Source organism: Nitrospirota bacterium (assembly GCA_040755395.1).
Lineage (GTDB): Bacteria > Nitrospirota > Nitrospiria > Nitrospirales > Nitrospiraceae > DATLZU01.
Map to the genome: position 1 here is coordinate 50,606 of JBFMAX010000015.1, position 26,049 is coordinate 76,654.

Sequence of the window (26,049 nt, forward strand, 5' to 3'; positions counted from 1 at the left end):
CGAAGTCCTCAGTTCGGAAAGGATATCCTGCAGCCTCGTCTCCACACTCAACTTCGAACCTCGAACTTCGAACTCCGCTCATCATAGAGCCAATACCTTCCTAAAATACTCGATTGTGCGGGCCAGTCCTTCTTCCAACTCAACTTGCGGCTCCCAGCCCAGCAGCGCCTGCGCCCGCCGGATATCGGGACGGCGCACCTTCGGATCGTCCACCGGCAGGGGCCGGCTTTCGATAGGGCTTGAGGAGCCGGTCAGCTTCAACACCAGTCGGGCGATCTCCATCACCGTCACTTCCCGCGGATTGCCGAGATTGACCGGGTTATGAATGCTGGCCGGCTTGGACGGAGACGGCGCGGTGAGGAAACTCGCTCGATCGGTCCGTTCCCCGACGCTCTTGTCCGATTCGGCCAAGAGCAAGGCCACGATACCACGGATCAGATCGTCCACGTAACAAAAACTCCGGGTCTGCGTCCCGTCTCCGAACACCGTCAACGGCCGGCCCTGCAACGCCTGAACGATGAAATTGGACACGACGCGCCCGTCGTGCGGCCTCATGCGCGGGCCGTAGGTGTTAAAGATCCGCACGATCCGGGTATCCAGGCCGTGATACCGGTGGTAGGCCATGGTCAGGGCTTCCGCAAAGCGCTTGGCTTCGTCGTACACCCCTCGCGGACTGATCGGATTGACGTTGCCCCAGTAGGACTCCGGCTGCGGGTTGACCAGCGGATCGCCGTACACTTCCGACGTGCTCGCCAGGAGAAACCGCGCGCCTTTCGCCTTCGCCAGCCCGAGCGCCTTGTGCGTCCCCAACGCGCCGACTTTCAGCGTCGCGATCGGCAACTCCAGGTAGTCCTGCGGACTGGCGGGCGAGGCGAAATGCATCACGGCATCGAGCGGGCCGTCGAGGTGCAGGTAGTCGCACACGTTGTACTTCACGAAGCTGAACCGCTCGTGTCCCATGAGATGCGCGATGTTCTCCGGCCGGCCCGTGACGAAGTTGTCCATGCAGACCACCCGATGACCCGGCGCGATCAGGGCGTCGCACAAGTGGCTGCCCAGAAAGCCGGCTCCGCCGGTGATCAAGATTCGCACGCGTCAACCCGGGGTAACGGGGTAAAGGGGTAATGAGGCAAATCGCTCTCAAACACCGCTTCGCCGCTTAATCCTTTTCTCAGGGCACGTACTAACTCGTTCAGCATACAACTCACAGTTTCGCCCCTAGCTTCGAATTGGTCATCTGCCAAACATCTCAATCTCTCCGGTGCATTCGTTCCGCTATTCCATTACCCCCGCTATCCCGCTACCCCTATACCCCGGTCCCCTATCCCCTTATCCCTCTCCCACCTTCCGATACACCGCCACCATCTCCCGCGCCGTCCGGTCCCAGGTGAACTGAGCCGCCTGGGTTAATCCCTTTTCGCGGAGATCGCGGCGCAGGTCCGCATCGGCGAGCACACGCGCCATCGCGTCGCTGAAGCCCTGAGTATCCTTCGGATCGACCAGGATCGCCGCATCGCCCGCGACCTCGGGCAGCGACGCGGCATTGGAACTGATCACCGGACAGCCGCACGCCATCGCCTCCAGCACCGGTAGACCGAACCCCTCGTAGAGGGAGGGAAAGACGAAGGCGGCGGCATGTTGATACAACTCGATCAAGCGCTCATCGCTCACAACGCCAGTGAAGACCGCCTGTTTCTCGAGACCGGCTACGACAATCTGATCGCGCACTTCCGTTCGTTTTCCGACATCCCCGACGAGGACCAGATCATGCGTCTCCCGGATCGGGAGCGCCAGTTTAGCGAATGCCTCCACCAACGTCGAGACGTTTTTGGTCGGATCGGACCCGGCCACGCAGAGGATGTAGGGACGGGGACCCGTTCGACGTTCGAGGTTCGAGGTTCGAGGTTTCAAGCCTGCCAACGTCGAACGTCGAACATCGAACTGCTCTTCTGCGCCGGCTGGCCGAAAGCGCGCCGGGTCCACTCCCGGCGGGACCACCGTAACCCGGTGAGCCGGGAGGCCCACCTGTCGCATGAGATCTTGGCGGGAAGACTCCGAGTCGGTCACCACGTGGTCGAGGCCGGCCCACCGATCCCCGACCAATATTCGCTCGATCACGCCGCCGAAGCTCCTGCGCGGGCGAAGTGCACCGAAGAGGAGCGGCTTCACGTCATGAACGGTCGCGATGAACTTGCCTCGTTTCCACGCCACGCGGGAGTCGTAGGGGAAGTGAAGCACGTCATAGCGTCCGACGAGCAGCGGGGCCATCTGCTCCCAAAACCGTCGCCGGAACACGGGAAATCGAATCAGCCGGTATCGAAAATTGGGCCGCTCCGGAAACCGGCAGGCGTCCGTGGGCATCAACACGTCATACTGATTGTCCCGATCGACCCGCCCGATCGCGTCAATCAGTTCCCGGCAGTAGCGCCCGAGCCCGACGTTGAAATCCCTCAGATGCCAGGCCGCGACGACGATCTTCACGAGGAGAAAGACGAGGCGGCCGATTCTCCAGGGGCGGGCGGAGTGTAGCTCGGCACCAGTGTTTTCAGCACGCCGATCATCCGGTCCTCGTCATGGGCGTGGAGGGCGGCGTCAAGCTCTTTGAGCGCGCGGTCCCACTCGACCGGCACGGTCCCGCGCCAGACCGCCCGCTTGATCTTCGGATGGCACGTCGGCTCGACACGCTCCGATTGCTCGAATAATTCTTCAAACAGCTTTTCGCCCGGCCTCAGCCCCGTGTACACAATCTGAATGTCTTTGTCCGGAACCAGACCCGACAGGACGATCATGTTGCGCGCCAAGTCCGCCACCCGAATCTGCTCACCCATATCCAGCACAAAGACATCACCGCCTTGACCCAACACGCTCGCCTGAAGCACCAACTGCACGGCTTCGGGAATCGTCATGAAGTACCGTTTGATATCCGGGTGAGTCACCGTCACCGGTCCGCCTTTCCGGATCTGCTCCGCGAACAACGGGACCACGCTGCCGTTGCTCCCCAACACGTTGCCGAAACGGACGACCGTGAACTTGGTGGCTCCCCGGCCGTTCATGTGCTGGATCAGCAATTCGGCGACCCGCTTCGTCGCCCCCATGACGCTCATGGGATTGACCGCCTTATCCGTGGAAATCAACACAAACCGCTGCACGCCGGCGAGGAGCGCCGCTTCGGCGACCGTGCGTGTGCCGAAGACGTTGTTGCGAACCGCTTCGCCCGGATTACGTTCCATGAGCGGGACGTGCTTATGAGCCGCCGCGTGAAAGACCAGATCGGGTGAGGTTTCCCGGAACACCTCGGCCACCCGCTCCGGCAGCGTCACGTCGCCCAGCAGAGGCAAAAGCGTCAGGCCCGGGAACATCCGCCGCAACTCCAGGTCAATGGCGTGCAGGCTGTTTTCATATCGTTCGAAAAGAATCAGCGCCGCCGGCCGATAGTGCGCAATCTGGCGGCAGAGCTCGGAACCGATGGAGCCCCCGGCCCCCGTCACCAGGACCTTTTTGCCTTCCAGCAGCGGATGCAACTCCTGGCGATCGGTCTCGATCGGTTCGCGCTGCAGCAAATCCTCGAGGCTCATCGGTTTGACCTGTCGCAGCGAGACCGGGTCGTCCAACAACTGCTTGACGCTCGGCAGAATCTTGATCGGCACCGTGCAGCCCTCCGACGCCGCCAGAATCTTTTGCTTGACCGCGGTCGACGCCGAAGGGATCGCCACGATGATCTCCTGCGCCTCGCAACGCTCCGCCGCCGCTTTGATGTCGGCGATCGTCCCGATGACCGGAATGCCGTGGATCCTGGCCTTCCGTTTCACCGGATCGTCATCGACCAGCGCCACGGGTTTGTAGGTGGATCGCCGGTCCGTGAGCATGTCGCGGACGAGCAGTTCTCCGGCATTGCCGGCGCCGACAATCAACACACGCCGGGCCGTCGGACCGAAAATCTGCAGCCATTCCCGGAACCAGCGCACGCCGAGGCGAATGCCGGCCAGATACAACCCGCTGAGCAGACCAGTGAGGATGATGACCGACCGCGGATACTCCACCCAACGAAGCAGGCCGTGCAGAATGACGTACAGCGTGACCGAACCCGCGACGGAGGCCCACAGAATTCTCCCCAGATCGTGCAACCCGACGTACCGCCAGAGGCCCCGCTGGATGCCGAAGACCCAAAGCCCCGCGCCGAACACGGAGAGGACGAAGGGAAGCCCATACAGTGCCAAACGCCCGTACGCCGCCGGGATCCCACCGTCGAACCGCAGCAGGAAGGCGGTCACATTGGCCAGGGCGATCAACGTCAGTTGGGTCGCCACCACCAGCACGCCACGGTGGCGGAGAACCGTCTCGCCGAAGGCGTTCGATAACTTTCTGAACAGCTTAACGGCAATCGTTTTCATGCGATGGCGTCCGGACCGGCTTGTGAAGAGAAAAAGGCGTGATGCCCAATATCAGATAGCGCGAAGAAACTCAATTCGTTCTCCGATCAAGTTCCTCAGATGATCGAGGGGGAAGGTCCAGGACAGCCAGAGCCAGAAGCACCCAATAGAGGATCGCCAGAGTGCCGACGAACATTTGATCGAACAGCAACCTGACCATCAACCCCGTCGTCGCCACGCTCGCCCCCAGCAGCACCGATCGGCTCAAGGATTCTCTTGCCGATCGATAGCCGGAGACCAGACGGCGAAGAATCGAACCGATCAACCACAGAAACAAGATGAGTCCCGGCAGACCGACGTGCAAAGCCAGATACAGCAGAATGTTGTGCGTGCCATGCATCCTCACGGGGGCGTGGCCGGGCTCGACGGCTTCCGGTTGATCGGCGTACACCAGTTTAAAGTTGTCTTTGCCGTACCCGATGCCGACAAGCGGGTGCTCCGCGATTTCCGGCAGACTGAAGGCCCAGATGTCGAATCGGTGGATCACGGAGGAAGGCGTGCTCCGAATCGGAATATAGGACCGGATCCCCTCGAGCGAACGAATTCCGGCCCAGTCGGTGGCGACGACGATCCCCAGCGCGAGGACGACTGCGGCAGTCGCGCCCCCCGCCATGACCAACGCGGAACGACGCCGCAGCAGCCAACCGAAGGCCCACAATTCGCACACCAACGCGACCAGCCCCGCGCGCGAGTGGGTCAGCAGGAGACAGAACGTGGAAAGGGCCGCCACCGAGCCGCCGAAAAGCTGTAGCCATCGACTCTGTGCCTCGAACGCCAGAGCCAGGCCGACAGGCAAGAACATCACCAAATAGGTCGTCAGCCAGACCTCCGCAGGCAAAAACGACCGCATGGCCTGCGGGTACGTCGGGTTGAATTCGGCGATGCCGTACGCGCTGACCGGAACCAGAGCGGCGAGCACACAGGCCAGGAGATAGCGCCGGTGTTCCCCTTCCCGAAAGAAATGCAGCACGGCGTAGAACACAAGGACCTGTTGGAGCAGCTTGCCATATTCTTTGAGGCTATAGGCGGGAAACGTCGCGAACGGGATCGTGAACCCGACCCAGAGGACGAAGGCGGCGATCGGCCGATCAAACGGCGTCCGGACCAGGAACACCCGGCGGTGGCCTGCGCACCACCAGGCCAGCAGAATCAGGAGCACGATGAACCCGTTCCGTTCGATAACCAGGAGCGCGGTGAACGGCAAGGAGCAGATGAAGGCGTACAACACGACGCGGATGAGGCCGTCCAGATCGGGCCAACGCGCGGTCCACCTGGCCGGCTTCTCGCCGACCGCTTCGCCGCCGTTCATACTTCCGCCTCCTGCCGGACCCGCCGTTGCTCCAACAGGCCGACGCCCGCGCCCAATGCGCAGAACACCGCCAACCAGCTTAGTACAATGATCGTACGACCCGTGCCGTCGCCGTGATGATAGAGCCACGCGGCGATCCCGCAACACGCCATCAGCGCATACTCGGCCAGCACCGTGCGCCGGTGTCCCCAGCCGCTCAGCACCAGCCGCTGATAATAGTGGACGCGATGGGCCTCCCACACGCGTTCTCCACGCAGCATGCGCCGAATCACCGTCGCCGTCGCGTCCAGAATGAAGGGGGAAAAGACCATGATGGGAACCCACACATCGAACAGCCCCTCCCGCTGCCCCTGCAGAGTCAGCGCGCCGGCGAGAAACCCGATGGGGACGCTCCCCACATCCCCCATGAAGATCCGCGCGGGAGGAAAATTGCTCAACAGAAATCCCGCCGCCCCCGTCGCCACCATAAGAGAGAGAATAAAGACAAAAGGATGGGCGTCCCACCACGCAAAATATGCCAGAAAACCGAACCCGACCAGCGTCATTCCTCCCGCAAAGCCGTCCATGCCGTCCATGAAGTTGTACAGATTGGTCATCCACACGAGAAAGACGACCGTGACCGGCCAGGCCGCCCAACCCAGATCGAGACGGCCGAAGAAGGGAATCCACACGGAGCGAAGGGCCAAATCCGCCCCGACGACCAACGCCAGCGCCGCGATGATCTGCGCGCCGAATCGCAAGCCGATCGGCAAGCCCCACCGGTCATCGCAGAACGACACCGCCGCGAGCACCGCCGCGGCGCTGAGGAGCCAGGTCGCGGTCGAGGTCGATAAGGAAGCGGCAAGCCACGGATCCCACCGGCCGGCCAGCGCGGTCAGGATGAATCCGCACGCGGCGCTCACCAGGACCGCTATGCCTCCGGTTCGCGGCGTCGGCACCCGGTGCAGAGAGCGCTCGTTGGGATGATCCAGCAGGTAGAGACGAGAACGCGGATTGCAGAGACGGCGAGTGAGCCACCATGACAGCACAAACACGACACCGGCCATCACAAGCGCGCTCATCTCTGGGCTTGGTGGTAGAAGGCGATCAATTCCGGCACTGTCTCCTCGAAGGAGGAGTCCGGCCGATAGCCCAGATCGCGGGCGATGGCATCTGAGCAGTACCAGGCCGGCTCGATGAGCTTCTGAAGAGCGGCGCGCGTCAACGGCACCGGCCGCTTCGTGAACGCGTGCACCATATCCCCGGCGCCTCCCGCCGCCTTCAGCAGCCACAGCGGCACGCGCCACTTGGGAACCGGCTTCCCCAAGCCGGCGCACAGCAACTCATAGATGGTGGTGACGCTGTAGGGCGTCCCGTCGGTGACGATGTAACACGGCCTAAGCGGTCCGTCGGCCTGAAGAATCCGGAGCACCGCCTGGGTAAAATTGCCCACATGAAGCATGCTGCGCACACTCGCGAGAGGGGGAATCGGCGGAAACCAGCCGCGATCGATCGCCGCGATCATCCGGAACAGGTTCCCCTTGTCCGTGGGCCCGTACACCATCGGCAGCCGAAGAGAGACACTGCGAAACCCGCCGGACCGAGCAAGGTCGTGAACGAGCTGTTCGGCGCTCCATTTCGACTTCGCATAGGCGGTGACAGGCGCAGGCGGCCGGGACTCATCGACACAACCACAGGTGGTCTCACCAAAGACTTTCACGCTGCTGGCGAAGATGAACAATCGGACGCCCGCCGCAGCGGCGCTTTCCAGCAGATGCCGCGTTCCCTCGACGTTGATCGCCTCATAATCCTGCTCGTCCGAATGCGCCTCATCGAGCGCGTGGACCTTGCCGGCCAAATGGACGATCGCCCGGCATTCCGTCGCCGCGGCCTTCATGGCCGCTCGGTCGCGCACATCGCCGGTGACTACCTCGCACCGGCTCTCGCCAAGCGGCGGACCGGCATGGTGATACAAGGCGCGAACGGCGTAGCCCCGGCTCAACAAGGCTTCGACAAGGACCTTGCCCAGAAAGCCCCCGGCGCCGGTGATCAGAACCCGTGTCATGCCAACACCTGCGCCTGCCGTCCATCTCCCCGAAGATCGAGCAGTTCGCGATACAGCGCCAGCGTAGCTCCGGTGATCTTCGACACGGAGTACTCGCGCACCACCATGTCGCGGCCGGCTCGGCCCATCGCCGCGCAGCGATCCGCATCGGCGAGCAGCAACGCGATCGCGTCCGCCAACGCGCCGGGGTCTCGCGGCGGCACCAGGAGCCCGTTCGACTGATGCCGGACAACCGCGCGGCACCCCGGCACGTCCGTCGCTACTATGGGTTTCCCGCAGGCCGCCGCCTCGAGCAGCACCTTGGGAAGACCTTCACGGAACGAAGGCAGGACGGCCAGCGTCGCAGAGGAGAGCACGGCCGGCATATCCTCGCGGTGCCCCCACCATTCGATGTCGCCCGCGTCCACCCACTCCTGCAGGCGGCTCGGAGGAATCGCCGCCGGATTCTGGGGATCGCATCGCCCCACCAGGACAAACCGCGCCTGAACGCCTCTGCGCTTCACCTCCCGCGCGGCCCGGACAAAATCCGCCACCCCTTTGTCCCAAAGCATCCGGGAGGCCAGTAGCACGATCGGCGCACCCGACGCCGGCGCGCCGGGGACAAACCGCTCAGTATCGATGCCGGAGCCGGCGATGATCCGCGTCTGATCCGATCGCACGACCCCCTTCGCGACCAGGTAATTCCGATCTTCACTGTTTTGAAATACGGCCACCGACCGGCTCAGTCCGATGGCGACCTTCAACGCCCGCAATAGCACGGAGCGGAGCATTCCACGGCGGCGTTCCTGCTCGGTGAAGGCATAGCCGAGTCCGGCGAAGGCGTTGACGACCGCAGGGAGGCCGGCGAACCATGCTGCCAGCGATCCATAAACAATGGGTTTCATCGCGACATGGTGCGCAAGCTGCGGCTGCTCCAGCCGGTACAAATGAACGATCTCCAGGAGAGCCATGAGGTCCGCGAGCGGACGGCGGCACTGCCGCTCGAGACGAAGGGGGTGGAGCCGGAAGCCTTCTCGTCTGATGAGTTCCCCATGCTCGGTCACCCGCGTCGCGATCGACACATCGAACCCGGCGTCCCGCGCGGCTCTGGCCAAATCCAGGCGATGCGACCAGAAATACCAGTCTTCGGTGATAAGAAACAGCAGGCGTGGCCGCGCGTTCATTCCGGTCTGATCCACGCCTGGAACATCAAGATCGTCCACAGCGGATACTGCCAGTTCCGTTTCCCGGAAAGATGCTCGGTCCACTTCTCCCGGATCGGTTGCGGATTGAAAAATCCCTCCTGCCGCAAACGGCGTTCATCCACTAATGACTCCGCCCAGTCCCGGAGCGGCCCGCGCAACCAATGGTCGATCGGTACGCCGAATCCCATTTTGGGCCGCTCGATCAACTCCTTGGGGACATAGCGATCGAGCACCCGGCGGAGAATCCACTTGCCCTCGCCTTCCCGACGAATCTTCAACGACAGCGGGAGCCGCCAGGCGAATTCCACGACGCGATGGTCCAGTAAAGGCACCCGCGCTTCGAGACTGACCGCCATGCTCGCCCGGTCGACCTTCACCAGAATGTCGTCCGGCAGATAGGTGACCAAATCCAGATACATCATCCGCAACGTAAAGTCATCCAGCTTGGCCCACCGGGACGGATCAGTGATCGCGGTCAACGGCTCCGCGGCGCCGAGGGCCACGGACGAGGGCTCTTGCCAGAGCGACACCAAGCCGAGATACATGCGTTCCGGATTGTCCATCGCCAGAATCCCCGCCAATTTGTGCAGCTTGTCTCCGGGATTCTGGAAAGCCGGCGCCAAAGCACCCAGGCGCCGAAACACCGTGTTCAGCGTGGCGGGCGACAGCACCGTCAGTCCCCGAGCGACGGCCTGCCGAAGGCCCGCCGGCACCCACCCGATTTTCCGCCACAGGTTGCGACCCACGAAATACCGGTTGTAACCGGCGAAGAGTTCGTCGCCGCCGTCGCCGGACAGACTCACCGTGACATGCCGGCGCGCCAATTCGGACACCAGGAACGTCGGAATCTGCGACGAATCGGCGAACGGTTCATCGTACATCGCGGGCAGGCGCGGGATCACCGCCATCGCCTGTTGCGGCGTGACATACAGCTCCGTGTGCTCCGTCCCCAGGTGCTGCGCGACCTTCTTCGCATGCTGAGCCTCGTTGTACTCATCCTCATAAAAGCCGATCGAGAAAGTCCTGACGGGCCTCGAGCTTTGCGCCTGCATGAGGGCCACGACGGTGGAACTGTCGATCCCGCCTGACAGAAACGCGCCGAGCGGCACATCCGAGATCATGCGGAGCCGCATGGCTTGACGCAGCAGCGCATCCAGCTCCTGCGCCGCCTCCGCCTCGGATCCTCGGAACAGCGACGCGCACCCCTGTTCGGCGACCGTCCGCGCCGACCAGTACCGCACCGGTTTCCAACCGTCCGGCGATTCGGGATCGGGAGAGAAACCCTCGGCCTGCATGGCCCGGTCAGGGGTGACCATCAGCAGGCAGCCGGGTGGCAGCTTGTAGATCTGGTGGTAAATCGAGAGCGGAGCCGGAATATAGCCATGCCGCAGATAGAGCGCCAGCGCGTCTCGGTCGATGTCCGGACGAAAGTGGGGGTGACAACGAAGCGCCTTGACCTCGGAGGCAAACACAACGCTCCGGCCCGCCCAGCCGAAATAGAGCGGCTTGATTCCCAGCCGGTCGCGCACGAGATACAACATCTGGTCGGCGCGATCCCAGAGCGCAAACGCGAACATGCCGACAAAGCGGGTAACGGCCGACTGCACCCCCCACTGCTCGATCGCCGCCAGCATGACTTCGGTGTCCGAATGCCCGCGGAATTTTGCCCCGCGTTCTTCCAGCTCCCGCCGGAGATCGAGGAAGTTATAGACCTCGCCGTTGTAGGAGATCACATACCGCCCGCTGGCCGAGACCATCGGCTGATGGCCTTCGGGTGAAAGATCGAGAATCGCCAGACGCGCATGCCCTAACGCAAGGCCACGGCTGGGCTCGCACCATACTCCGGCATCGTCCGGCCCACGGTAGCGAATGGACGCCACCATCGCCTCAACCGTCTCGTTGAGGTCGGAGCCCTCGTAGCCGAACACACCTGCTATCCCGCACACCGCGTCTTCCCTTACTCTGCAAACAGCCGGCGGAAGATTTGGCTCTGCCGTCGGCACACGAACGATATGACCAAAGACCTGCCTCGCGACAAGAGATCAGATCACCGAAAGACACGCGCACGTCCGAAGCAGCAACCGGTCCCGTGTATCGCGCTTGACAGGGGTATGTTCATCTTCTAGCATACTGTCATATATGAAAGGTATGCCATGAAGAGAACCACTATCTTTGTGGAGGAATCGCTGCTGGCGGCATTGCGTCGCCTCGCCGAAAAGGAACGCATGAGCATATCGGCAGCCATTCGCGCGGCGCTCGAAGAGTACGTCGGCCGGCGGCACCCGGCCACGACCCTGCCGTCTTTTTTGGGGCTCGGTCGGAGCGGACGAAAAGATATCGCCGAGCACGCGGAAGAACTCCTCTGGATCAGCCCCCATAGAGGTCGAAAGCGGTGAGACCGATTCTCACCGACACGGGCCCGCTCTACGCCATGGCCGACCAAGATGACGGGTGGCATGATCGTGTCCGCACGTTCCTGGAGACTCACCGGCAACAACTCGTCGTCCCCGTGACCGTCCTCCCGGAAGTCTGTTACTTGATCGGCACATACTTAGGTTCCGCCGCGGAAGTGTCCTTCGTCCGGTCCGTTCAGCATGGTGACGTGAGAGTGGAACCGTTAAGTAAAGCGGACCTCTCCCGAACGGTTGAAGTCATGGACCAATATCAAGACGCCCGCCTCGGATTCGTAGATGCCTCGCTCGTGGCGATAGCCGAGCGATTGAAGATCCGCGAGATCCTCACGACAGATCGCCGTCATTTCTCCCTGGTCCGCCCCCGCCACTGCGCCGGCTTTACACTGAAGCCATAAACCCGCCTGTATCGCTTCGCACCAAACCTTGGGTAGCATTCGGCCCCACGATTGTGCACCGACGCCACCATCGCGACCGTTCGGCTGAGGTCAGAGCCGGGACGACCGAGCACTTCCGCTATGCCGCGCATGGACCGAGAATCGAGAAGAGCGGATTCCGGATGTGAAAAACGGCCGAGTCAAAGATCATTCGAAGTTCGAGACCGCCGATGCAGTTTGAGACGCACGCGCCTTACAGGAAACAGACACGGTGCGGACGGAGCGGCAGATCAAATCCGTCAGCGCCTTGGCCATCTCCAGATGGCCGGCGGCGTTTGATCGATGTCCGTCGCCACTCGGGGGTCGGTCCATCAGTTCAACCGGTAGATGACACGATGTTGAAGCAGATGGGCGTTCACGACCTCCGCCGCGAGCCTGTGCCCTCTCTCATTCCAGTGGCCATCGTGAGGCCATGAATGAGACTGCCCGGTCTCCAGAAAATCTTGCCGGAACGGCTGAAGCAGGTTGATCACCTCAAACCCGAACTCTTTTCCCAGCTTCTCGATCGCCTGATAAGGTCTCGAGAAATCCCAGGTGATGGACTTGGCGCCGGCGTACCCCCGCAACGCCTCGTTCCATCGTTCCTCAACCATCTGGGTCGACGCGATGAGCATCACCAAAAACTTCGCGCCGTGCCGCTCGGCCAATTCTTTCGACTCCCTGATCATTCTCAGCGTCACGCGATACGCCTCGGGCCATGGCTCAGGCGGATCTGCGACATAGACGTACCAATCCTCCGGGATCAAGGCAGGGCTGACTCCCTGACTTTTCGCGCCGGCCGGCGCCAGGACCCCTACGTTTGCAAGCCAACTCTCAATGGGCAAGGAAGCAGTACCCTGACGGACCAAATGGAGAAAAGCGCTCCTCCGCAGGAATGGCCTCAGGCCGGCACCGATCCCCGAAACCTGCGGTGCGAGATATTCCAAACTTTCATCCTTCCCTATAGCATAATGTGGTTTGAACACCGCCCCGCTCAGACTTCGGTAACTATCACGAAAATCATTGTCCGGAAGCACCGCCATGAGAACCAGGTCCGGTCCGTAGAGAAGTCCCTTTGTTTCGAGAATCCGGTAATACTGCGCTGGTCCCGAGCCGGATACACCCAGGTTGATCACTTCCACTTGTTTTTCTGTTATCCAGTCTCCAACCATTCGCTCGAGTTGCCGAGTGAAATTCTGTTCAATCGGGACTTGCAGGCCCTCGATATACGAATCCCCGAGGACCAAGATCCGATAGACCCCGTGAGACTTAGCAATCGCGTGCTCTACGTCATGGAACCCCGCGCTGTTAGTAAGAATGACCACATCATAGTCCTCGTTCACCCAGCGGCTGTGTTGATGAGGCGCCAGGATTGGGCCAACCTCAGGATCCATAAGGTATTCGACCGTGGAGAGCGGATGAAGCAACCTAGCCAGGACTTCGGCAGTTGCCAGGGCAATGAAGGTCCCGATACACAGAGCAGCGAGGTTTAAGACGATCCGCCGAAACACGAGAAGTTCTTACGGAAGGCTTGGATCACAGCAAGCCGACAATTCACAGACAACACGGAAAGGGTCGGGATGGCGGTTTCGGAAGGGCTAACCCTAATCCGAAATTCTTTCCGATCTTGAGTCCTCTATTCTCCTCGCCCCCATTGGGGGAGAGGCTGCGGTGAGGGGGTTCTTCTCGGACACCACCCTCACCTGTCTCCTCTCCCTCCCACGGGAGGGAGAGGAGCCTTTCGGGAAGCGGAGAAAGGCATTTTTTCCGAGACAAATAGTTTCGGATCAGGGTCAGTTGACCAGACTCATTGAGGACGAAAGAAAGGGGATGAATTGTTCGAGGATGCTCTTTCCAGGGGGGCCACTACCGGAGATCACCACTCGATGCGCTCCAGGACCAGCCGGCCAGCTTCGCGGACGAACGGGTCTCGCTCGGTTTGCACCCGTTCGCACACGCGATCCATCGCGTCAGTCACCTCGTCCGGGGCATGGCGCGCCAGGTACTCTCGGAGCGCCTCACTGAACACCTCGCTGCGAGACCTTCCCGCGCGCCGGGCGAGCCGCTCGACTCGTGCGAACACTTCGTCAGGAATGGAAACCGCCGTTTTCATACTCTGAATATAACCAAAGCCGCCCATCGCCTCAATAGATCACCGAGACCGATACACGCCGCCATCGCCTTGCCCGTTCGCGTGAGGGCGGAGCCGGGACGACCGAGCACTTCCGCTACGACGCACATGACATCTAATCCCCAACACGAGTGGCCGCCGAGACCAGCTCGTCGTAGCACCGTTCGTAGCGCTTCACAATCGTGTTGAGGTCGAAATGCTCTTTGATGCGTTGGCGAGCCGCTTCACCCAAGCGACGACGGCCGTCAGGTCCCATGTCAATCAATTCCGCCCACGCGTTCGCCAAGGCTTCTGGATTTCGAGGAGGCACGACTTTCCCAGTGTCTCCAACGAGCAAGGCCGAATCCCCGACATCCGTCACGACGCACGGGATCCCGCAGGCCATGGCTTCGCCGACCACGTTGGGGAACCCCTCACCGTAGGCCGACGATAAGGTCGCGAGGTCCAAGGCTGCCAGAATCGCCGGCACATCATTCCGCTCTCCCAGTAAATGCACATGGTCGGCAACATCCAAGCTTTCGATCATCCGGTTGAGTTCCTTGTTGCTATGACCCATGTATAGCCCGACGAGAACAAACTGCGCCTCAGTGGTCGTCCTCAACAACAGCCGAGCGGCTTGCAAAAAGGTCGCGTGATCTTTCATAGGATCATAGCGCGCGACCATGCCGATGAGCAGCGCGTCTCCCGGAAGGCCTAGTTCCAAACGGAGTTTCTGGCGGGCCCCTGGATCAGGTGCAAACTGCTCCAGATCGAACCCGTTCGGGATGACCGCCCAGCGCCGCGGCCGATAGCCCAACCGCTCGTGAACCTGCCGTCCAGTCTCCGAATTCACGATCACGAGGCCCGGCCAAGCAGACAGTGAAGCCAGCATGCGCACGGTCCACCCCGACAGACTCCTATAATCGCGCATATCCATATTGGAACAGCGCACGTTCCAGGCAATCGCCGGCACACCCGAAAGTTTGCCTGCGACCAGGCCGAGCAGATCAGCATGGTACAGCCAGGTTTGCAGGATCTGAGGCCTCTCCTTGCGTAGCAGCCGACTCAACGCCCACAGGCCTCGGATGCTTGGCCTCCCTCGTCGCATACCCAGGGTCACAACTTGAACTCCATGCGCTTCAATGCTGGGGCCGAGGGTGCCCGCATCGGTCATAGAGACGACAAGAGAGGAAAACCGTCGATCAAGGCTCGAGAGGAGCTTAAAGAGCATCGCCTCCGCGCCGCCGGTGGAAAGATCGGTTATGAGGTGAACGATCGTGATCACAACAGGCGGTCACCGCGGCCGGAGAGCCGTCGCTTTATACCGGTCAATGGTCTTGCGCAGCCCGTCGTTCAGCGAAGTCGTGGCCCGGAATCCGAAGAGTTTCTCTGCCTTGCTCGTATCAAGACAGCGGCGAGGTTGGCCGTCGGGCTTGGACGTATCCCAGATGATTGCCCCTTTAAACCCTGTCAATACTGTGATCCGGTCGACCAACTCCCTAATCGACACCTCAAACCCCGCTCCGATGTTGACTGGATCACTTGCGTTGTAATGTTCAGCGGCCAATAGCATGCCTTCCGCTGCATCTTCGACATAGAGGAATTCGCGGGTAGGTGTGCCGGTCCCCCAAACGGTTAACGTTGGAGGAGAAAGGTTGGAGGCCGCCTGACTCATCGCGTCAACGCATTTACGGATCAGCGCCGGAATGACATGCGACGTCTCCAGATCGAAATTGTCGCGGGGTCCATAGAGATTGACCGGAAACAAGACGATCGAATTGAAGCCATATTGCTGGCGGTAGGCTTGTGACTGCACCAGTAGCATTTTGGGGACCAACCCGTATGGAGCGTTGGTCTCTTCAGAATAACCGTTCCATAGGTCGTCTTCTTTGAACAACACCGGGGTACACTTTGGAAAGGATCGGACTCGCCGAAGTACACACGGCCTTGTTCGATGCGCGGATAATCGCCCCGCCAGAGCACCTTTTTCAGCGTTGCCAGCACGCGCGGTCTCGGGCCAGCGCATCGAACTGCTCCCGGACCGCTTTCTTCTTGGCCTCGTCTTGAAACCCGTTCATCGCCCCGTCCTTGGCAGCGACCCTCCGGCCACCCGCTCCAGTTCCCTCAGCGTCATCTCGACCATCCGGTCCACCGTAAACTGTGCAGCAATCCGCTCCCGCGCCCGCCGCCCTCGAGCCGCACGTTCCTGGGCGGTCCACGCCAATGCTACACACCATGCCTTGCACAACGACTCGGGATTGCGCGGGGGAGCTACGAGGCCCGTCTCACCGACGATTACGGCCGCATCCCCGACGTCCGTTACCACACAGGGCACACCGCACGCCATGGCCTCCCCCTGCACATTGGGAAATCCTTCACCAAATGCGGAGCTGAGGCACAGCACATCAAGGGCCGGAAGTAGCTGGTCGATGTCCTTCCGCAAACCGAGAATATGTGCGTGATTCTTCAATTTCATACCCATCAATTTTGGAGTCAGCGTCTCCGTATCCTTCCCCACGAGCAAGTATTCCACATCGGAACGGTGACCCACCACAATCTCAGCAGCGGCCAGGAATGAATCATGATCCTTCATTGGATCGACACGAGCCACGTGCCCGATCAACACAACAGAGGAAGCGATCCCTAAATCTTTTCGGATGCGCTCACGCACCGCCTGGTTCGGCTGAAATCGCTCCAAGTCAAAGCCGTTCGGAATCATGGCCCAGCGACGAAGTCGGTATCCCAGTCGTTCATGCCGACGCCGGCCTTCCTCGCTATTCACGATCAGTGACGCAGGATACCGAGATAAGAACGCCAAGACCTTTCTGACAAGGCGTGTCTGGATCAAGTACCGAGTGAGATCCATGTCCGAACAACGAATATTCCACAGAAGGGGCAACGACCCACCCAGTTTCGCAGCAAGAAAGGTCAACAGGTCTGCGTGGTAGAGTCAGCTTTGCACAAGCGTAGGTCGGATGGCTTTGAGGATGCCACCTAACCGGAAGATGGCCCGAGCATCAATTCTTCCTCGGGTCATGTCCGAAGACGATACAACAGTACCCGATGCTTCTATCTCTTTGCCCAGGATCCCAAAATCCATCAGGGAGACGACGGTATTCGCAAATCGTCTCCGATCCATTCCCCCGACCAGCTTTGCCAGCATGACTTCGGCGCCGCCCATATCGAGATCGGAAATCACATGCACGATGCGGATCATTGGACGCGAGGACTCGCAAGCACTTCAGGACCATCCTTGGCTGAAGTTCCTGCGTATTCGCTCCTGGAGGCCCTGTGACCAGGATGATTCATTCCTAGCCAACAGTCTTTCTCGTATGCATTGAGCAACCCGAAAGGCGCCCCATAGCAGGCAGATGAGAAGGAGTGGATACACAGGGCCTGTATGCCGAAATGGTTCGATCAAGCGAGCACTATACAAGTACGCCGCATACCACGTACCCCAGAGTGAAAGAAATGGAACCCACCAGTACCGAGGACGCCTCCACAAATCCACCCACCCCCATGTCGTAAGGGAAACCGACAGGCCAAAGACGACCACCATCACCAATTATCAGATGCCGCATGACGGCTCTCACTCCACTTGCATGAAGTAAAAAGATCAGGTCCTTGAGGTGAGGGGTCAAGGAATCGCTCATGTACACGGTTGACTCTACCCAGCCCTTGACTTGGCCCCAAATCAGCGTAGAGAGCGAATGAAGACCAAAGAGGTATTCCCTGAGCTTCCCCCCATTGTTTGGATAGGTTTTAACCGAAAATAAGTAATGGATTTCCGTCTTGCAGCCGCCTTTCGTTCCGAGGTCTCCCGGCCGACAGAAGGGGCCGGGAGACATGCCGACTGCCCCGATCCGTCATTTGAGCCGGGGGGCGCTCAGAACTTCGCTCCAGGATCGGTTATACGAGGCGATCGCCCGCCGGTCCATACCAGAGTACCCCCCTCTCATGCGAAGTGCACCTCCGCCGGCGTCCGCCAGCCCAGGCTCTGGTGCCGTCGTTCGGTGTTGTAGAACGTGAAATACCGATCCAAGCCGCCCCAGGCCTCGGCTCCGTCGGCGTAGTCCCGCAGGTAGACCTCCTCGTCCTTCACGCTCCGCCACAGCCGCTCCACGAAGATGTTGTCCAGCGCCCGGCCGCGCTCGTCCATGTTGATCCGGATCCCCGCGCCCTCCAGCCGCCGCGTGAACTCGTTGCTCATCAACTGCGCCCCCTGGTCCGTGTTGAAGATCTCGGGCTGGCCGATCCCCAGCGCCTGGTCCACTGCCTCCACGCAGAACAGCGCGTCCAGCGTGTTGGACAACGCCCACGCCAGCACGTAGCGGCTGAACCAGTCCAGCACCGCGACCAGATACAGGAACCCGCGCCGCCGTGGCACCTACGTGATGTCCGCGCACCACACCTGGTTGGGCCGGACCACCGCGAGCTGGTGCAGCAAATACGGGTGCGTCCGATGCGCCGGCTGCGGCCGGCTCGTGTGCGGGCCCGGCAGCACCGCCTGCAAGCCCATGACCCGTATCAGGCGCGCCACCCGCTTGTGGTTGACCGCGTACCCCAAGGTCCGCAGCCAGTCGGTCATCCGCGGCACCCCGTAAAACGGCCGATCGAGATACAGTTCGTCGAGCAGGCGCATCAACGCCAGATTCTCGGCCCGTTCGGGCACCGGCTCGTCGGAGTACGTCGAGCGGGCCAGGCCCGCCAGCGCATATTGCTGCACGATCGACATGGCCGTGGGCTCGGGGTGAATCCATCCGCGTCGGGTCTCCCGGGGCACGCTCAGAGCTTTTTTTGAGCCACTCCAGTTCCATCTTCAGCCGGCCGATCTCCTGGTACAGCGGGGCTGTCACCGCCTCCTCGCTGCGGATCCCGCTTACCGGGCCGCGCCGAAACACCTCCGGCGCGCCGCCAGCAACTGCCGCTTCCAATAGGGAATGACGGTGGGGTGGACGCCATGGGCCGCGCTCAACTCACTCAACGTTCGGACCCCTTTGATCGCCTCCACCGCCACCCGCGCCTTGAACTCCTCCGAATGCGTCTTTCGCTGCTGCGCCATCTGCCCCCTCCCGGTTTTTTGACTTGCCGTTCTACCACAATCTTGGCTTCACGACCTGTCCAAAAAACGGGGGCAACTTCATCTCTAAGGGCAAGAAGGGGAAGCGGTCTTGCCATGGAGGTTTGCTAGACCCGCGAAGAAAAGCAGCTATCCTCACCGCTCCCTACGAAGAAGCTCCGTTCACCTTCCGATAGACCTCGATGATTTCATCCACGTTACCCTCTGTCACGATACGGCCACTTTGCAAAAGAATGGCTCGGTTACACAGGGATTTGATCAACGCATCGGAATGGGAGGCGAGAATCAGAATGCTGGCCCGCGCAATGAGCGCATCCACGCGTTTCTTGGCCTTCTCCGCAAAGCGCGCGTCACCGGCGCCCAGCCCCTCGTCCAAAATAAGAATTTCTGGATCGATTGCCGTCGCAATCGCAAAACCCAATCGAGTCAGCATGCCCGTCGAATAGGTTTTGACAGGTAAGGAAAGATAGTCCCCCAGTTCTGAGAATGCCTCGATGTCCGGGGTTTTCTGCGCAATTTCATCCCGGGTCATCCCGAGAAACAATCCGCAAGTGATGATATTCTCATAGCCCGTGTCATCGGGGTCGAGACCGGGCGACGTGTTAAACAAAGGCGACACCTTGCCCTCGATATAGACTCGTCCTTCACTCGGCTCATAGACTCCTGCACAGACACGCAGCAACGTGGACTTGCCCGCACCGTTGTGGCCGATGATCCCTAGCCGGTCACCGTGTTTGACTGTCAGCGAAAAATGATCCAAGGCTCGGACTGTGACGTGACGGTCGGCGCCTTCCCGCCGGATCAGCCCGCCAGTCGCCGCCCGTAATGCGCTCCGGAACGATTTCTGCGCGCCGTAGATCGGGAAATCCACCGTGACGTTGTCAAGAATGAGAGAGGCCATACTTCAGCACCATTTACAACCAATAGGGAATGCGACGTCGAAACCGGCTGAAGACTACAATGGTGAGGCTCCAACCAAGAAAGGCTGCAGCCATTACAGAAAGATAGGTCCTGCTTGAGGGTGCGTGCCCTAGAAGCGGCGCGCGAACGACATCAACCAAGTGGTAGAGCAGATTGAAATCCACGACAGATTTGAACCGCGCGCCGAGCTGATCAGCCGACCAGAAAATTGGTGTAACGAACATCGCCACCTGAAGCATAGTAGTGATTACCTGCTGAATATCCCGAAATCGAGAGCACAGTAACCCCAGCAACAGGCACATCCAGATCCCGTTCATGGCCACTAGCAACAGGCCAGGTAAAGCCAAGAGTGTTTGCCAGTTCAATGACACATCGCCATAAATGGCTACAAGCACAAAAATCACAACGTTGTGGGCCAGCACAACTACATTGCGCCACATTACCGCGCAGGCCAGTACCGTATAATTGATCTTGAGTGACTTTATGAGGTTCTCAGCGGCAATAAACACCTGGCAGCCTTCGGTAATCACGGTTCCCACCAACGCCCAGACAACCATCCCGGATGCCAAAAACGGCAAGTAGACTTTGGGATCTTGTTTCCACAATTGCGACCACACAAAACCGAGTGTGACAATAAACACCCCTACAGACAACGTTGTCCAAAACGGCCCGAGCACCGTTCGTCGGTAGCGCCGCTTGTTTTCCTGCCAGCCTAGGCGTACCCACATTCGCCAATTCAGGAGCCCCTGAATCACATCTGTGAACGCTTTGTCATACTGGGGCGTCAAGACAATCCCTCTTCACACTGTTCAATCTTCTGCGTTGTCGAGTAAAACACAAGGTCACATCGACCGTGCCATCTTCGCTGATCTGTTAGTGGAAAAGCGGGGTCGAAAGGAGCAGTACCTAAATGCTCTAACTTTGTGTTTATGAAGGACCTGACGAACGCTATAAGATGTTTTTGCGATTGTGATAAAGAAATAGTGCAAAAGCGTCGTAAGGAGCGAGCCGTATTTCGCTGAGCAACTCTTCGCCAGAGAACGCCTTAACTCCTTGCCCTTCATGCAAAACTATACGTTCCTGTTCTCTTTGGCTCATTGGAACTACATAATAGATTCGATAGTAAGTCCCCTTGCCGATCTTGCGCAGATCGAAGTCGAATCGCGTGAAGTAGATGGCTTTGGTTATTGAAAAACTTAGCTCCTCATACAGCTCACGTTTTAAAGCCTCCAGAGGGTCCTCTCCTTCATCTACCGCTCCACCGAAACAGCCCCAATACCCCGGATACCAGATATGGGGCACGTTATCACGGTGCTGCATGAGGTAGCGTTCATCTTCGAGCTGGATTAAAGCCGCTACAGCATTAGAAGCACTCAAGCTGTCTACAGGTTCCTTTTGAATTCCAGCAATCATACACAAATATCATTAACTGGATTGTTCCGATTGTGTCTTTGAGCTCCGGGAATCCATGTAGGTTCATACCTGGCCCTAAAATCCACACGAATCAAAATGCTGCTGCAACGCGTTACACCTCTTCTCCTATTACCTGCCAGTATCAGCAAGACGTTATTTAGCGCACTCACAACCAGCAGAAGCATAAAAGCTGGCGCAACAAAAGGCAGTGACTTCACACCGCCGCGCGCATAGGCCGACGTTAGCGCACTTACTGACCATGCAATATAGTTCTTCAACCTCCCACCAACAAATGATACGGAGCATCTCCGAAGTTCATTTGCTGTGATTGAACTGACAAGTTTGACTAGATCACCTTGCCCCATCGTAGACAGGTTATCAGCAAATAACACTAACTCCGCGCTCTTTGACAAATCTTGTCGGACAGTGTCAATTATCTTTCCTACCAAGTGCAGCTCTTCCTTCGATAAGTAGCAAAAGTAATGAACAGGCTCACAAGAACCTGAGGACGATACAAATTTGTTGGGCGACGCAAAAAGTTCCTGCAGTGTGACATGCTGAAGCTGACTACGATGGTCTATTCGAGATAGCAAGCTTCCCATCGGATTAAAGCTGTTGCTTACAAAGACAATCCTCTCAGTTGTTCCTAGCATTTCTGAAACGAGTTTCCTAACCTGATGATAATCGTGCCATGCGTAATGCCATGGTCGAACACAAGGTGGGTAGCCTAATAACAATCTTTTCCCATAAGCAGTTAGCTTACTTAACGAACCAGAGATGAGATATGTCAAGTTTATTGGACCATTTTCAATTTCCGGCACGTCATCCGGTTGGCATTGTCTTCTCCGAAGCTCACGCCAATACTGAACTCCGGAAATCCAATAGCGGTGAAACTTATGGGACTCCGGTTTAGTCAGGTCGCGTTCAAGCTGATACATAAAATCGTTTGCTTCTGACAATACAGCTTCAAGCGACAAGGGAAGATCACCCGCATGAAAGACCAAAGTTTGCCGTGCCAGCTTTCGATGTTCGTACGTTGTCCACTCTGACAGACTACTAGCGATTTCCTTAGCAGTTAATTGCCTGCCCACGCGAATAAGATGGCTTTCCTGATCAAGAGCCGCCAGTTCAAGCATGAAAATGTCATCGGAATCGTGAAGGACTACCATGTCTTCAGATGGACACAATTCTGGAATAAATCCGTAGTCGCAATACGAGTTGATCTTTGAGATTACTCTTTCTGGCTTCAAACAGAGCGGGAAAACCAAGAAATGTCGTCCAATAACTGTCTTCTCGTCTATCTGCCAGAAAAACTGATTCGGATTGACCATGTGGCAAAAACTTTGGTTCACAGTCTTAGCAATGTTTGTAGGATGATTGTGCTCCAACGCCAACCGCACAAGTTGCCGTGGAGTAATAGTGAGAGTTCCCTTTTCCCGATCAACCATGACTTTCAACCTTGGACCTATCTCTTCCACTACTGCCCTAAAACTCGGCGCGAGGACTACCTTTCTGCCGTCAAGGATATGTCCTATCAGACTTTGCAGCGAGCCATCGGCAAGAACAAAGTCCGCATTCATGAAAATAAAATGCGTGTTTCGCATGCCCTCACCTAATGAGATAATGGCGCGCCCATAAGCCAGAGTTAAGGTAACACCGTAGCAACCTGAAGTGATTAAATCATTGATAGGGATGAACCTAGTGCGGCACAATCCACTGACCCGCTTAAAAGCCGAGTCGGCCTCAAATAAAGTAATATCGTCTTTTGAGGTCAGGATGACTACTTCGAGCTCAGTTGAACCCGCTAAGGCTGGCAGATTGCCAGAAGCCAGATAAGACGGTAGGGCAAGCGAAAGAAAACGCTTGATATATGAATCTCCCCAAACCGTTACAAGGAACTTGACCTTCGGCCGCATTTGCCGTTACCGTACCCTCCGACCTTTAGTCCGATTTAAAAGAGCAGCGAAGACAACCTACTAGGGAGGTTCGTACCCGTGGTTCGAATGCTGAAACAGCTTCTTTTGAAGAGCATTGATCGTGCCGGCTACGTGGTTTTGCGGAAGCCCACGTACCAACATCTAAAAACGGCAGCACAGGAAGGATATCTCCCAATGTCTTCTCTAAGCACAGTAGGACCATCACTCGACGAACCCGGAGACGATACTATCCAAGACTATCAAGCGGAAATGCACAAATATCACGTGCGCACCGGTACAAAGGATATGGATGCAGACTTTCTACCAATTTACGAAAAGTGTCGAAGATTCACCATGACATCAGCCGACCGAATGTACGCACTCTACAAAGCAGTTGAATATATTGAGCGAGCTTCAGTGCCAGGCGATATTGTTGAATGCGGCGTATGGAAAGGCGGAAGCATGATGGTGGCAGCACATACGTTACTCCGGTTAGGCCAAGTCAATAGACATCTGTATCTGTTTGATACGTATGAAGGACTACCTAAGCCTGACGAAAAACTTGACGTGGACATTTGGGGGAATCGTGGCATTGACGGGTGGCTGCCACACAGGAGGACAGATGAAAGTAGTGACTGGGCCTTAGCAACTCTCGATGAAGTACAGGGAAACCTTGAAGGGACTGGTTATCCGCGCAACCTTCTCCATTTCATTAAAGGCATGGTCGAAAGAACCATACCGGACAAAGCCCCCGAAGCTATCGCCTTACTTCGCTTGGATACCGATTGGTACAATTCAACCTTGCACGAAATGGTCCACTTGTTCCCAAGACTGAGTCGAAACGGAGTCATAATCATTGACGACTACGGCCACTTCAGAGGTGCAAGAAAAGCTGTAGATGAATACATTGCCAGGCTTAAGCTGCCAATTCTTTTAAACCGAGTAGATTATGCCGGTCGTATCGCAATCAAAAATTTCTAGAACTCACTAAATGAAAACGATGTAACGGAAGACGATCAAAGAGCTTTCTTTCCACAGCATAAGGCCAAGTTGTAATGCGACATTGCATGATATCCTGTATGGACAACTTCATCGTTCATGGAAAACATGAAGACATTATGGAAGTACCGCTCCATCAGCTTTCTTAACTCGTGCTGATCTTTGCAGTTGACATGCCCTTCTTTGCTCTGCGGAGAGGCATAAATTTGAGACTGCAAGGAAGGCATACCGATGATCACCACTCCGTGCTCGATGACCGAGGCAATCACGTTTGAAATGAAGCGATCTTCTTGCTCTTTAGATATATGCTCCAACACATCCAAGCTATAAGCTGCGTCGAAGGTGCCGTTTACTGGACCTTCCAAAATATCATGCTGCGTGCACGTGAATGCCCAACGATCAGTCATACGAGCGCAAGCATCTTCAACGAAGCTCTGATCGAAATCGACGGCTGTTAGTGCCACTACTTCCTGGAGGACGATACGCGTTGCAAAAGCATCTCCACAGCCAACTTCGAGAACATGTTGCCGTCCCGACAGCATTTTTGCCACAAATTTGTACCGTGAAAGAGTAAACGCTAAGCGCTTGGGGTCATCAAAATATGCCCAGCTCGTCATCAGACCCAGACGCTCATGACCACGCTTTTTCACTTGCTTAATTGCTTCCTGATATTGTTTCTCTCCCTTTGTCTTCACTTCGATACTCTTAGCGCTAAGGATCAGCTCACTGTTACCCCTTCACAACCACGTGTATTCCTATAACGTTCTTTTACAATTTTCTTGCAGACGGTCTCCATATCCTGAAACCTCATGCCAATGCTGGAATACAACTTTTCGCCGATCAACGAGGTATTCATTGGCCTAGTCTCTAGGAATGGAAGATCCTTTAATGAGCAAGGAACAATGTTGGGATTTAACGGCACGTACTGCTGAATTTCTCTTACAAGGATATTGAGAAGCTCCAGTCGACTAAGGGGACGTGGCCCACAGATATTAAACAGACCGGTACAATTCTCTTCTGCGAGTCGGATAATGGCTGTGACAACATCATCAACACACGCTGGTGAGAATATCTGATCGTGCGCGCAAAAAACCGTCTCGCCATGTTCTAGATTCTTGATCCAGCTTCCAACCAGAACGTCTTCAGCTGAACCAACAACTTTTGACAAACGTGCAATGGCCCATGCGGGTTTTACCCTCATCAAATAGCTTTCTACTTCAACTTTCTGTCGTCCATATGTCAAGATCGGGTTGGGCAAATCTTCCTCCCTCCACAATCCGCGTGTTCCGTCGAATACCGCATCACTCGATGCAAATATAGGTGTTACACCTTCAGTTAGAAGATCATCTATCATTTCCTTCATGGACTGCACGTTGACCCTAGCAGTCCCCTCTGGATCGCGTGCACAAGCGTCGATTTTCGTAATGCCGCACAGCAGGAACGCATGTGTCAATCCATGATTCCCTCGCAAAAACGTATCACGCAATCGCATTGATCTGGCATCGAAGTAAATCCCACCCCTTATTGGATTCTTACAGTAAGTCGCGATAGCCGCGTTACAGCCCAGGCGTGAGTATAGGCTTGACCCCACAAAGCCCGAGGCCCCAATGATTAGATAGCGCGGCTTAATCACTCTTTGCATTTGCACCTTAACAACTCTGTAGGTAGACCTAGCATGCCATGAAACTAGAATCTATCTCAAAATCATTGACAGCATGGACATACTTAGGTATCAGCACGTTCATGCTGCGACTGCGCGACGACCAATGGGAACGAATTCGGGAACACTTCCCCGAGGAACACAGCCCCGAAGGCC

General features: G+C 57.7%; 22 protein-coding genes and 2 pseudogenes. 3 read left to right on the forward strand and 21 right to left on the reverse strand.

Going from position 1 to position 26,049, the window contains the following annotated elements; genetic code table 11:
- Positions 1–81 precede the first annotated feature (81 nt).
- The 8 genes from AB1555_17385 to asnB form a co-directional block, all read right to left on the reverse strand.
- Positions 82–1,092, reverse strand: coding sequence for a UDP-glucuronic acid decarboxylase family protein (locus tag AB1555_17385; GenBank protein MEW6248461.1), 1,011 nt, complete (start codon positions 1,090–1,092; stop codon positions 82–84).
- Positions 1,093–1,329: 237 nt separating this feature from the next.
- Positions 1,330–2,481, reverse strand: a complete 1,152-nt coding sequence (locus tag AB1555_17390; GenBank protein MEW6248462.1) for a glycosyltransferase family 1 protein — start codon at positions 2,479–2,481, stop codon at positions 1,330–1,332.
- Entirely contained in the window at positions 2,478–4,391 is a 1,914-nt protein-coding gene (locus AB1555_17395; GenBank protein MEW6248463.1) for a nucleoside-diphosphate sugar epimerase/dehydratase, read from the reverse strand. Before AB1555_17395 ends, AB1555_17390 begins: the two co-directional genes overlap by 4 nt.
- Positions 4,392–4,461: 70 nt before the next feature.
- Complete coding sequence (locus AB1555_17400) at positions 4,462–5,739, reverse strand: O-antigen ligase family protein (GenBank protein ID MEW6248464.1); 1,278 nt, start codon at positions 5,737–5,739, stop codon at positions 4,462–4,464.
- Complete coding sequence (locus AB1555_17405) at positions 5,736–6,800, reverse strand: glycosyltransferase family 4 protein (GenBank protein MEW6248465.1); 1,065 nt, start codon at positions 6,798–6,800, stop codon at positions 5,736–5,738. Before AB1555_17405 ends, AB1555_17400 begins: the two co-directional genes overlap by 4 nt.
- Positions 6,797–7,783, reverse strand: coding sequence for an NAD-dependent epimerase/dehydratase family protein (locus tag AB1555_17410; protein ID MEW6248466.1), 987 nt, complete (start codon positions 7,781–7,783; stop codon positions 6,797–6,799). The genes AB1555_17405 and AB1555_17410 overlap by 4 nt, the downstream gene beginning before the upstream one ends.
- Complete coding sequence (locus AB1555_17415) at positions 7,780–8,946, reverse strand: glycosyltransferase family 4 protein (protein MEW6248467.1); 1,167 nt, start codon at positions 8,944–8,946, stop codon at positions 7,780–7,782. Before AB1555_17415 ends, AB1555_17410 begins: the two co-directional genes overlap by 4 nt.
- Positions 8,943–10,904, reverse strand: coding sequence for an asparagine synthase (glutamine-hydrolyzing) (gene asnB / locus AB1555_17420; GenBank protein ID MEW6248468.1), 1,962 nt, complete (start codon positions 10,902–10,904; stop codon positions 8,943–8,945). Before asnB ends, AB1555_17415 begins: the two co-directional genes overlap by 4 nt.
- Before the next feature lie 216 nt (positions 10,905–11,120).
- Here asnB and AB1555_17425 point away from each other — a divergent pair, with 216 nt between their 5' ends.
- Positions 11,121–11,363: a CopG family transcriptional regulator gene (locus AB1555_17425; protein ID MEW6248469.1), complete on the forward strand. Its 243-nt coding sequence runs from the start codon at positions 11,121–11,123 to the stop codon at positions 11,361–11,363.
- A complete protein-coding gene (locus AB1555_17430; protein ID MEW6248470.1) occupies positions 11,360–11,776 on the forward strand; it encodes a PIN domain-containing protein in 417 nt (138 codons plus the stop codon). Before AB1555_17425 ends, AB1555_17430 begins: the two co-directional genes overlap by 4 nt.
- 350 nt (positions 11,777–12,126) lie before the next feature.
- Here AB1555_17430 and AB1555_17435 read toward each other — a convergent pair whose 3' ends face one another.
- From AB1555_17435 to AB1555_17485, 11 genes and pseudogenes are all read right to left on the reverse strand, one after another.
- Positions 12,127–13,188: a hypothetical protein gene (locus AB1555_17435; protein ID MEW6248471.1), complete on the reverse strand. Its 1,062-nt coding sequence runs from the start codon at positions 13,186–13,188 to the stop codon at positions 12,127–12,129.
- Between the two features lie 482 nt (positions 13,189–13,670).
- Complete coding sequence (locus AB1555_17440) at positions 13,671–13,907, reverse strand: ribbon-helix-helix protein, CopG family (protein ID MEW6248472.1); 237 nt, start codon at positions 13,905–13,907, stop codon at positions 13,671–13,673.
- A 133-nt stretch (positions 13,908–14,040) separates the two neighbouring features.
- Complete coding sequence (locus AB1555_17445) at positions 14,041–15,189, reverse strand: glycosyltransferase (protein ID MEW6248473.1); 1,149 nt, start codon at positions 15,187–15,189, stop codon at positions 14,041–14,043.
- A gap of 9 nt (positions 15,190–15,198) precedes the next feature.
- A pseudogene (locus tag AB1555_17450) lies at positions 15,199–15,822 on the reverse strand (NAD-dependent epimerase/dehydratase family protein).
- A 156-nt stretch (positions 15,823–15,978) separates the two neighbouring features.
- Entirely contained in the window at positions 15,979–16,623 is a 645-nt protein-coding gene (locus AB1555_17455) for a glycosyltransferase (protein ID MEW6248474.1), read from the reverse strand.
- Positions 16,624–16,854: 231 nt separating this feature from the next.
- On the reverse strand, positions 16,855–17,121 hold the full coding sequence (locus AB1555_17460; protein ID MEW6248475.1) for a hypothetical protein: 267 nt from the start codon (positions 17,119–17,121) through the stop codon (positions 16,855–16,857).
- Between the two features lie 741 nt (positions 17,122–17,862).
- A pseudogene (locus AB1555_17465) lies at positions 17,863–18,966 on the reverse strand (IS3 family transposase).
- A 163-nt stretch (positions 18,967–19,129) separates the two neighbouring features.
- On the reverse strand, positions 19,130–19,855 hold the full coding sequence (locus AB1555_17470) for an ABC transporter ATP-binding protein (GenBank protein MEW6248476.1): 726 nt from the start codon (positions 19,853–19,855) through the stop codon (positions 19,130–19,132).
- 43 nt (positions 19,856–19,898) lie between these two features.
- On the reverse strand, positions 19,899–20,693 hold the full coding sequence (locus AB1555_17475) for an ABC transporter permease (protein MEW6248477.1): 795 nt from the start codon (positions 20,691–20,693) through the stop codon (positions 19,899–19,901).
- Between the two features lie 160 nt (positions 20,694–20,853).
- Entirely contained in the window at positions 20,854–21,318 is a 465-nt protein-coding gene (locus AB1555_17480; GenBank protein MEW6248478.1) for an NUDIX domain-containing protein, read from the reverse strand.
- Complete coding sequence (locus AB1555_17485; protein MEW6248479.1) at positions 21,315–23,234, reverse strand: hypothetical protein; 1,920 nt, start codon at positions 23,232–23,234, stop codon at positions 21,315–21,317. Before AB1555_17485 ends, AB1555_17480 begins: the two co-directional genes overlap by 4 nt.
- An 87-nt stretch (positions 23,235–23,321) precedes the next feature.
- Here AB1555_17485 and AB1555_17490 point away from each other — a divergent pair, with 87 nt between their 5' ends.
- Complete coding sequence (locus AB1555_17490) at positions 23,322–24,215, forward strand: TylF/MycF/NovP-related O-methyltransferase (GenBank protein ID MEW6248480.1); 894 nt, start codon at positions 23,322–23,324, stop codon at positions 24,213–24,215.
- Between the two features lie 35 nt (positions 24,216–24,250).
- Here AB1555_17490 and AB1555_17495 read toward each other — a convergent pair whose 3' ends face one another.
- A complete protein-coding gene (locus tag AB1555_17495) occupies positions 24,251–24,928 on the reverse strand; it encodes a class I SAM-dependent methyltransferase (protein ID MEW6248481.1) in 678 nt (225 codons plus the stop codon).
- A gap of 23 nt (positions 24,929–24,951) precedes the next feature.
- Positions 24,952–25,875: a sugar nucleotide-binding protein gene (locus AB1555_17500; protein MEW6248482.1), complete on the reverse strand. Its 924-nt coding sequence runs from the start codon at positions 25,873–25,875 to the stop codon at positions 24,952–24,954.
- Between the last annotated feature and the right edge of the window lie 174 nt (positions 25,876–26,049).